We start from the raw sequence: 9,830 nt of genomic DNA, 5'->3' as shown, positions 1-9,830 counted from the left end.
GTTGTATAATTGAACTCATTATAAAAATAAAAAAACACCCCTAATATAAACCCTAATGCTAGCACAATTGCTCCATAGGGCATAGGTATAAAAATAGAAAGAAAAAACACACCAAAACTAATTAATAAAAATCTGATTTTTTTAGGCTTTATTAATTTAGGTGTCAAAGGTTTTACAGGTTTTTTTGTACGCAAAGGTACTGTGGTTTCAGGTATTTTTATATCAGGTATTTGTACATCAATATCAAGTATTTTTTTTGGGATTTTTAAGACTGGGTAACATTCGCTCATAATATATTCTTAAGTAGGCTGAAAAAATGGTCGTTATGAGAAGGAAATAGGCAATATCTACTCCCTATTGCACAATTTTACTTTTCGTTAAGAGAGTATCTTTATCTACTAAGTTGTTCTCTGCCTCTATTTGAGTTCATCTTCTCCCGAGCTTCTTTTTCCAAGCGGTCTTGTAGTCTTAAGAATTCGTGCAACATATCCGCAGAAGCATTTGAACCATTATCAATCCATCCATCACCATCACGAACACTATTAACTGTCTCACCAGTCCTGCGGTCTATGATAGACATAGTAGCGTGGTCTGGTTCGTAAACTATTTGATGTGTAGGTGAATCAAATGTGTTCGTACCGTGAATATTAAGTATATTGTTTGCTACAATCGAAGCCTCATCTATAAGCTTTTCTTGAAAACCAAAGTCGATATTTTCCAAGTTGATGTCAATCATAAGATGTTCCTAAATTATTAACGTTCAAAATCTGTGCTTTTCTCTTGCTGGAAAAGTTTTTCCGTTGCGCCTATAATTCGATCGCGCTCCTCAGTAGTGAGCGATGACCCTCTATCGTTCCATCTATCTTGTTCTGTGTCCCACTCAGCATCCAACACTATCTCTTTTGATAAATTGGATATCAGGGTGAGTCGATTTTCTTCGCGGTTAAATTCAACAGTATTATTTCTTCCCTGGTACTTGTTTGTTTCAAATTCATTGAGAACATCTATTAAATGTGGAGCAACTTCTTCTACAAGTTTTTGCTGTTGTTCATTGGATTCCTTTTCCCAAAGAATGTGTTCCGTTGCGCCTATAATCCGATCACGCTCCTCAGTAGTGAGCGACGACCCTCTATCGTTCCATCTATCTTGTTCTGTGTCCCACTCAGCATCCAACACTATCTCTTTTGATGAATTGGATACCAGGGTGAGTCGATTTTCTTCGCGGTTAAATTCAACAGTGTTGTTCGTTCCTTCAATCTTATCTGTATCAAATTCAATCAGTAAACGTTCTAAATTTGGAGCTACCTCTTCTACAAGTTTTTGCTGTTGTTCTGAATCGGAGTTAGACTCGATACTTCCAAGATAATTTGGCCGTTCGAGAGTTTCTTGGGGATATGTACTCATAATATACCTCTGTGTTTTTTGTTTTAGCGGCTGATATTTTGACTAATATTTCGAGTGGATTTTGGTGTTTCTAATTGTGGTGCAACCTGATTTTCCAGGCGAGCCACATATTCGGGACTTAGTTGGGAGTCAAAAGACTTCACCTGTCGATTAGTATCAAACTCGATACTTAAGCGTTCTTCTCCTTCTACAGTCAATTTGCGGTCAAGGATAGACCAAGTAATAGAGTTGTGTTCGCCTTCGACCTGAATTTCTAAGCCCATATTAGAAACAGCCCCATAACGTTCTAGGGCAGCAAAAAGAATGGGAACTGCTCGTTGAATTAAGTCTTGTTGTAAAGGATCGTCGTCTACTAATTCCTCAATCTCAGTTTCCTCTGCATCAACCAGTTCTTCAGTATCTGACATATCGGTTTCCTCTTTGTCCTTAAATGTATCAGTGTCATTTTGAATTGCTGGAGTTATGATAGGTTTGTGATGGGTTTCCTCAGTATTAACAGTGACTCCACTAGCAGCATCACTACTACTAGCAGTAGAATTCTTATCACTCAAAACTGAAGGAAAAAAATCAATCTGTAGCCAATTTGAGGATGAATTCTCACGCTCATCAAGCAAAGCTTGCCTAGTTTCGTCCCATAATTCCTCAGACATACCCCCAGAAAGACTTTGCTCTTTAATTTGCTCAGAAAACCCGCGATATTGTTGGGCAAAAACAGCCCATTCATCCCCAAAATTTTCTAGTGCTGTGGCTGTCAATTCAAATCCCACAGCACGCTGAACAGCTTCAGGTATTTCGATGCTTGTTTCACTCATGATTTACTTAAATATCTATAGGTAAAGGGTTACTGCGACGCGAACTAATTGTTGCGGAAGATTTTGGATCGTCGGGTAAAGGGAGAAGTTCCTCTGCTAGAGCGATACGCTTATTCATTTCTTCAGCCATGCGCTCATCCAACTCATCATAACTGCTAATTTCTAATCGTTTGAACTCAGAGGCAATTAAGCGAGGTTCTATTTTCTCTTGCCACATCTTTTCGTTTGACTGAAAGCGTTTAACCTGCTGTAGTGGCAACTTGATTTCGGGTTTGATATGCCAGGGAACGCTCCCCTCTTGAGAGCTTCCGACGGCCGGATTGATAAAAACACAGCTACGCTTAAACTTGAGCAGGACTTCCTTACTCATCAACGGCACGATCTGAATAGACTGATTTTTAGAGCGTGACCCCCCGGCAGCACCAGTACCAAAATTATGAGAAACATTTTGAGTAGAGTAGGTGATTTCCGACTCTCCCAAGTATTTGGAAATTTCCTCTGCCGTCTCCACATGGCCGGGATTAAAGAAAAATTTGGTCGCCATGTTCGCCTGTATGATTGTGGCCCCTTCTTTGCCATAGCGTTGCTCAAGCTGTTTGTTATTCTGAAATCCGATAATAGTACCACACCCCTTAGACCTAAACTCTGCTGCATATTGCGCTACGTTAACTTTGATAGTCGGCAACTCGTCAAACATCAAAACTAAGCCAGAGTGGCGCTGCTTGGCAAAGTTTTGCAAAACAATCATGTGAATAGTTCCTGCCAGTACAGGAGCTAGAGCATCTTGGCGAGCAATATCATTCTCAACCACAAGCATCATCCCGTCGTCGATGTAGGTCTGAATACTTGAATCACCAATAGTACAAGCCATTAACTGAGGTTGTACCAAAGGCTGTAATAAATTGTATGCTCCAGCAATAATACCTCCTGTGGTCTTCCCAGCATCTTCCTTTGCCAAGGAAGCTATTTGATTGAATTGATACCAAAGAAAAGGAGAGTATTTTTCCCTTTTGCGAGTTGCTTCTAATAGTCTTTTTTCTAAATCAGAAAGTTGAATTAAAGCATAGCACATAGCCAAGTCTGGATACTCCGTAGCCCGTGCCAGTTGGATTAAAGCCTGTAGTAACTGTTGACTGGCGGGTTCAAAAAACGGGTCTCCTCCCGAATTATCTTTGGAACCATTTTGATATAAGACCTCTGCTAATTGTTTAGCTCCAAAATTATCAGTAGCACTACGAATGAAATCCTTGATAGGATTGATACAACAACTATATGGTTTTCCAGGGGCAAAAACCCTCACATTTTTGTAACCATTCTGCAATGCTTCAGTCGCTACAACCCACTTTTGCTCTCCCTTATAATCATAGAGCAGAAAACCAAGATTTTGAGCGATCGCTGCTGAGGCCAAAGGATTCAAAACTCCGAAAGTTTTACCACAACCCGCACCTCCGACAACCATTACACCTCGATTGATTGTACACACGGGAATAGTAGGAGGATTGCCAGAAAAGAAAGTACCGATAGAACTCCGTTTCCTGAGTTTCCAGTCCCCACAGTAGAGGCCAATTTCAGAAACTTTTCGCTTTTTAATTTCTGAGCATAATTTACCAATAGCAGAAGCTTTTTCTCCCCTTCCTGCCCAATGTGCGGTGGTGAGCTTTTGTTTCTTGTCGCCACCGAGAAGTTGCATTACTAAAAGTATCCCTCCCATAGTCAGAATTAGAGGTAGATTTTCTCCCCCAAAGACATTGCCAAAGGCACTGCCTATATCGCCTGCAATATTGTTAGATGGAGACGGTTGAGTAGGTTGAGTAGGTTGAGTAGTCTGTGCTAAGATTTTCAAATGATTTTCCTCCTGAATAATTAACAATTAACAATTAATAATTAACAATTAATAACCACCTCTGATCAATAAATAATTAACCAACAATGCAGGGCTGTTTCATTCTAAACTGTGCTATTTTATGTATTAACGAAACCACCTGATTTAAAGCTTTAGGTAATTTATTTTTCGCTTTCTGAAAATCAATAAATTCATTACAAAAATCTAGAATGAAATGACCATGCCAACAATGAATCATAAGTAATACTATTCACAAATAACTTTTATACACCTTTAAATAAATAAGCAAATGAGTAAGTTAAGTAGATAAAAAGACATAAATGTTAGATAAAAAGGCTTATAATTAGGTAATTATTTATTTATTGGCTTTAATTACTTAAAAACTGAAGTATCAGCTAAGTATAGTATTACTTTTTTATTTGTATTATATAGAATCCGGTTATATAGTATATGTTGAGAATTCTATAATTACTTAAATATTTAATCTCCCCCACTCCCCCACTCCCCTACTCCCAACTATACAATAACTATTCAACCGGATTCTATATTACCCCCCATGAATCTGCGACTCAATTATTACTTATTAATATTCAATCGAAAAGGGAGGCTTTTAACCTGTTTTTTATTAATAAAGAATTATTAAATATTTAATCAATAATTATTAATTATTAATTATTAATTATTAATTACCAATAACACTATTTCTGGTTTCCACAATCTTGTAAACTTGTCCGTCGAAACATTCGGTAATTTGTTGCAAGATATTGTTTGTGGGATGTGCTTGAAAAAATCGCAAGCAAGGTAGGGAACTTTTAGCAACAACACCATTAGGTGGCTCTTTCAGTAATTGGATTTGAGTAGTATTTTTAGGAAGGAGCGGATTAATATATCGCCTCAAAATAGGTCTATACTCTCCCGGAGTTTCTTCTAGATAGGCAAGATGTAGACATCCAAAATATCCACAAAAAGATGGTGAATTTATCTTAAATAAAGTAAGTTTATTAGTCAGACGAATTGCTTCTAGCTGTGTATAAGTGTTCTCGTTAGCCTTTTCGGACGAATTATCAGCAATAATTTGTTTTGCTGTATCTTCAGAAACGACTTTAGTAGCAGGTTTCCAACCACTAATAGCTTGAGCATGGGAGCCACACCCAACAATTCCGAATAATCCACTCAGGATGAGAAACAGAGCAAATCCTTTAAGAAAAGGGACTATAAGGTAAATATATTTTTTTGAGGGTTGTGAGGATGTCATAGTTTTTCAACAGGTTAGTTAGTGGCACAGCTAACTACAGTGCCACCATGAGAGTTGTAATAAGTCCTTACTTTCTGGCCCAATTTCAGTATAGTTAGGCTATTGTCAGCATTTGCTACCCTAGAGTCAATGGGGGTGGACAACCCACCAGCAAAAATTTGAGCAGTTCTTTCAATCAAGCGATCGCCACAAAAATACTTACTTGTAGTAGGATCGATTTCGCTGCGAGCTAATAGAGCAGCTTCACCAATAATTAGTCGCATCACCTCATCTTGTTTGGATGGGGGAAAAAATTTGTTTAGAGCTGTGGGTGTAGGATGGTTGGTGTTTTTCAAATTCAAGAGAAATTTTTCGCCCTCGTCGTGCAGAGTAATACTTTCTATTACTTTTTGATTAGTAGAGTGTAGGTAATATTTGCCAAGTGACTTCCCACAGCGATCGCCCAAACAAGTGATTGGGGGAAAATCAGATTGACTATTGCTTTTACCCACACTTAAAATCTTGATAACTCCTTCTGCCAAAATAGATGGAGAAATTCCACCCGCCACTTCCTCCCCAGTAATGATATTGCCTCGCATTGATATACTTGGTTGCTGCTTCCTCACCTGCTGCTGTGCCAACTGTTGTTGTGTCCGTATAGGTAGCTTATTACTTGGAGGATTACTGCGCAAGCTACCAATAGGAATCATGGCATCTCTCTTATACTCCATGAAAGGTATAGGGCCAATATTGTATGGCGTGCAGCCTCCGGCGTTACAATAACGTAAAAATAAAACAAATTGCGCCGAGTCGTTAGTTTCATCAACCTCCCATAATACCATCTTTGCAAATGCTCCAAATGGGAATCGTCCGGTAGGTTCTAATCCAGGTTTAGCGACGGGTGACAGAACTGCCATTTTAAGTAATCCAGAACCACCATCAACCCACTGTTGCTGCCCATTAATCCAAGCTTTTCCCTCAAACGGAGAGGAGACAGTCGCACCCAGGTTTTCTGGATCGTCAAGTTCTATGTGGGAACAGGACTCTGTATTTTCCGAGGTTTTATTGCACGGGAACTCAAAACCTACCTCCGAACTACCTGTAACAGTCCGCCCCCAATTGGCTTCAGCGGGACCTCTCACAGTGTCAATTCTAGCAATGATGCTAATACTGCTCAAATTCAAAGGATTGGGAAACTGAGAGAGTGGAATATCCGAGATTCCGGGAATGCTGTCTAAACTAAAATTCTCCCAATCAACAAAATCCTTAAGGGGAGTATTTCCCAGATTTGGGATGCTGCCTATTTTGAGGTTCCCCAATTCGTTCAATTGTATATTGGCAGCAATGGGATTGTTGGCCACAAATTGACCTAAATTTTGTGAAAGTTGGATATCTTGAAATTGAGGATTGTTCTTAAAAAAAGTAGCAAGGGGTTTTATTTGCTTGATTTTGTACTGATCTAAAAACGGAACTCCGGCTGATGAAATGCCATCACCCAAAACTAAATTGCCCAGGGTTTGTTCTCCCATCAGTGGCAGTTGGTTCAGAGTTAATTGATTGACATCCACCCCTAAAAAAGCAGATGTTTGTTCTAAAGTAAATTCGGAAGCTCCCAGGGAGGATAAGGAGCCTAATTTGAGGAGTTGGGATGGAGCATCCATACCCTCTATATTAGGCATAGAATTGAATGTCCAGTTCTCTATATCCGGCATAGCCACTTGCTGCTCCCCTACCTGCTGCACTGTGATAGTATTGGGATTGCTAGAAGCAGTTGTAGTGGTCATTAGTAGGATTAACCCAGTAAATATGGTTGCTATTTGTGTGTGAGCCATGATTAAATTACTTCGAGTGATTTAGGTTGACGGTTGAGCTTTGTCGTACCTGTTCCCTGGTTTTTCGCTCCAGATTGCTCAAACATACCTCGGTTAATTCGAGCAAAACGAGATGTATCTCTCCCTGAAGTCGGGCGAGCAAAATCGGCATCTTGCTTAATGGCATAAAGTTGATCGCTGATGGCTTTATTAGCTGAAGCAGGCGTGAAATTCTGCCGTTCAGTCAGCAAATCTTCTAAGGAAATTTGGGGTAAATATTTTCGAGGATTGAAGGCTTTTCCTTGTTCCTTTGCACTTTGTACTTGGTGGTGAAAGTTTGTTTCTAGAGTTCTTTCAACGGCTTTACCAATTTCATCCGGAGAACAACCTCGATACTCATCAAGTAAAATTCGCCATTGTGAATCAGTAAAACGTAAATTGGGACAATATTTGCCTAGATGTATTTGAAAAATTTCATACAACGCTCCATTATGGGGATTGCCCAAAAACCACACATATTTGAAGCGCCGGACTAATTCTGCTGGAAGCAATCCTAATCTGTTGATTGTTGCCAGCATAAACACGGGAGTAGTATGGTCTTGCAGCCAAGATAATAACTCCCCAGTCATCTTGGCCATCGCTCCACCACTCCCGCCAGACTCCCAACCCACAAAATTCTTTTCAAACTCATCAAAAAACAAGACTACATTGCCAGAATTATCTGCCAAATCTAGGAGGTGCTTGAGATTCTGCAATGATTCTGATACAGTAGAGCCTACAAGTTGATTGAAATCTACCGCTATCATCTTTGCTCTGATGCGTTGGGCAATCATTTTTGCCACCAAAGATTTTCCTGTTCCTGGTAATCCCCAAAGTAAGCCACCATTAGGATTGCGTAATTTCCAAGAAGAAGCACGAGGATCGAATAGTGATGCTATTTTATCTATATCTTTATCAAGTAAATCTAAGCCCGCAGCTTTAGGTACGTCAGGAGGAGGCAAAATCCTAACACCTTTACCCGCTAACTTTTGTTTAGCATACTCCAAAACCGAATCTGCAAACTCTTCCAGGGTATTGGCTTCACCTACCAACCGATTCAGAACAAGGGTAATCTCGCCTTCTGGCAACCCGGTACAAGCTTGGAGCAATGGTAAAGGATCGGATTCTTTTTTGAAAGGATGTTCCTGACAGAATTGAGTTACCAACTCCTCAAGTTCTTTGGACGAAGGAAAAGGCTTCTCCAACTGAGGAATTAAGGGATACAAATTCATTGGTATGTCCAAAAGTGCGTCAAACAGCACTATAAAAGTTAGGCTGTCCCCTTGTGCTAGGGCATCGTGGGCATTCCGTAGTTGCAGGTCTATGAGAGGATCGATGTTCTGGACGATACCTTCAACCAAGAAAATCCCATCCCGACTAGCGTTACAGATAGTACCAAGAATATTATCCTCAACTGCAGTAGGAGTAGGGGTAATCTTACCTGAACGAATTTCTTGTACATATTTATATCCGGCATTCCATAGGTATAGGGGCAATTCCATATCCAAACCCCACCGTTCAAACTGCTTAAAAAAGCATTGTCGGTCTGAGGGCGAGACGGCGATCGCCGTTAACGGACTCTCTAGTAGAGGCCAATGTGTATAATGTCTTCTAGTCATCGCAACTTTCTTTGCATAATTATTCAGCTACTTTCTGAGGCTCCGTTTCACGGGGACTTCTCACAAAAATCGCACAAACTCCTCGTGTAGCTTGGATACCATCGATGGCCAGAGTAATACGATCGCGTTTCGCTTCGATTTCGCATTTTCGAGACACCAAGCGATCGCCATTCCATTCAATCAATTGCCGGGCGAATTCCCCCTGCTTTGATTTTGCCCAATCAAGAAGATGATTGTCTGTAGTAGGATTAATGGGGTTTTTACTGCTCAGAAAAGAACTGATAAAAAGACCCAACACTAGGCCAATAATTCCACTTGAAGCAACGATCACTGCTAATGCTAATTTATGAGTTGCAATTTTGAGGCCCTGTACAGACTTATCTTCTTTATCTTCTGTTTCAGAAGGACTATCAAAACGCTCCGCCACCAACCGTTCTGCCATCCGACTAATTCGTGCCTCTATCTCTGCGGATAAAGCTTGCTGGTAACTTTCTCTTTTTGAATCAAATTCAGTCCCAATCCTTTTAAACATATTTGATTCAGCTATTTCAAAGGCAGAACGGATTTCATCAGGTTTGTTGCGTATTACATAGGCTAAATAAGCGTTTGCTGCAATCTGACTGCAAAACGGGTCTTCAAGCGCAGAACCACTTTGAGTAAGAAAACTATGGACCCATACTTTTGCTTCTTCTGGTTCGCCATCCAAAAGGTGATTCAAGGCTTTCTGGTTCTGCTCAATCCACTGACTCGGGGTTGACATAAGCTGTTTCTCTTAGTATGGAAATTAGTTAGATTTAGATCCAGATTCAGCAGGGATTTTGTCTCGAAGCTTCTGATACTGTTCGTTGGACAGGTTAAGTGTCTCTTCAGACACATTTAATTTGGCTGCTAATTCTTTCAGATTTTTGGTATTGGCGATCGCTGACTCAATAGAGCTGACATCTTTTTTGAGTTGATTGGCCAAATCATCTAAAGTAACCTTTTTCTGACTTTTTTTAGGGACTTTTAACTTACCCTCAACAAGATTCGGCAACTGTTCAAAAATCTGGTCAAAGGTTTGGTTGTACT

10 protein-coding genes are annotated in these 9,830 nt (G+C 40.0%); all 10 read right to left on the bottom strand.

Annotated elements, in window-relative coordinates; translation table 11 throughout:
• Positions 1 to 290: hypothetical protein (locus F6K15_RS36260; RefSeq protein ID WP_293070744.1), on the bottom strand; the 290-nt coding region annotated here is incomplete at its 3' end.
• 101 nt (positions 291 to 391) lie between these two features.
• Complete coding sequence (locus F6K15_RS36255) at positions 392 to 736, bottom strand: hypothetical protein (protein WP_293070743.1); 345 nt, start codon at positions 734 to 736, stop codon at positions 392 to 394.
• Positions 737 to 753: 17 nt separating this feature from the next.
• Positions 754 to 1,404: a hypothetical protein gene (locus tag F6K15_RS36250; protein WP_293070741.1), complete on the bottom strand. Its 651-nt coding sequence runs from the start codon at positions 1,402 to 1,404 to the stop codon at positions 754 to 756.
• A 23-nt stretch (positions 1,405 to 1,427) separates the two neighbouring features.
• Positions 1,428 to 2,216: a hypothetical protein gene (locus tag F6K15_RS36245; protein WP_293070739.1), complete on the bottom strand. Its 789-nt coding sequence runs from the start codon at positions 2,214 to 2,216 to the stop codon at positions 1,428 to 1,430.
• 7 nt (positions 2,217 to 2,223) lie between these two features.
• On the bottom strand, positions 2,224 to 4,059 hold the full coding sequence (locus F6K15_RS36240) for a type IV secretory system conjugative DNA transfer family protein (RefSeq protein ID WP_293070737.1): 1,836 nt from the start codon (positions 4,057 to 4,059) through the stop codon (positions 2,224 to 2,226).
• Between the two features lie 682 nt (positions 4,060 to 4,741).
• Entirely contained in the window at positions 4,742 to 5,314 is a 573-nt protein-coding gene (locus tag F6K15_RS36235; RefSeq protein WP_293070735.1) for a hypothetical protein, read from the bottom strand.
• Positions 5,315 to 5,328: 14 nt separating this feature from the next.
• Complete coding sequence (locus F6K15_RS36230) at positions 5,329 to 7,125, bottom strand: hypothetical protein (protein ID WP_293070734.1); 1,797 nt, start codon at positions 7,123 to 7,125, stop codon at positions 5,329 to 5,331.
• Between the two features lie 2 nt (positions 7,126 to 7,127).
• The gene (locus tag F6K15_RS36225; protein WP_293070733.1) at positions 7,128 to 8,762 is read right to left on the bottom strand and encodes an AAA family ATPase; all 1,635 of its coding nucleotides are present in this window, start codon (positions 8,760 to 8,762) and stop codon (positions 7,128 to 7,130) included.
• A gap of 19 nt (positions 8,763 to 8,781) precedes the next feature.
• Positions 8,782 to 9,522 carry a DUF6753 family protein gene (locus F6K15_RS36220; RefSeq protein ID WP_293070731.1) on the bottom strand — a complete coding sequence of 247 codons (741 nt, stop codon included), beginning with the start codon at positions 9,520 to 9,522 and terminating at the stop codon, positions 8,782 to 8,784.
• 24 nt (positions 9,523 to 9,546) lie between these two features.
• Positions 9,547 to 9,830: hypothetical protein (locus F6K15_RS36215; protein WP_293070729.1), on the bottom strand; the 284-nt coding region annotated here is incomplete at its 5' end.

Origin of the sequence: Okeania sp. SIO2B3 (assembly GCF_010672525.1) — a bacterium.
Taxonomy (GTDB): domain Bacteria; phylum Cyanobacteriota; class Cyanobacteriia; order Cyanobacteriales; family Microcoleaceae; genus Okeania.
The sequence above is the reverse complement of the archived record's forward strand: the minus strand, read 5'-3'. Positions and strand labels throughout refer to the sequence as shown.

Excerpts from the sequence above, each read along its gene's own strand:
- F6K15_RS36255 (WP_293070743.1), bottom strand. The coding sequence starts at position 736 with ATGATTGACATCAACTTGGAAAATATCGACTTTGGTTTTCAAGAAAAG.
- F6K15_RS36250 (WP_293070741.1), bottom strand. The coding sequence starts at position 1,404 with ATGAGTACATATCCCCAAGAAACTCTCGAACGGCCAAATTATCTTGGA.
- F6K15_RS36245 (WP_293070739.1), bottom strand. The coding sequence starts at position 2,216 with ATGAGTGAAACAAGCATCGAAATACCTGAAGCTGTTCAGCGTGCTGTG.
- F6K15_RS36235 (WP_293070735.1), bottom strand. The coding sequence starts at position 5,314 with ATGACATCCTCACAACCCTCAAAAAAATATATTTACCTTATAGTCCCT.
- F6K15_RS36230 (WP_293070734.1), bottom strand. The coding sequence starts at position 7,125 with ATGGCTCACACACAAATAGCAACCATATTTACTGGGTTAATCCTACTA.
- F6K15_RS36225 (WP_293070733.1), bottom strand. The coding sequence starts at position 8,762 with ATGACTAGAAGACATTATACACATTGGCCTCTACTAGAGAGTCCGTTA.
- F6K15_RS36220 (WP_293070731.1), bottom strand. The coding sequence starts at position 9,522 with ATGTCAACCCCGAGTCAGTGGATTGAGCAGAACCAGAAAGCCTTGAAT.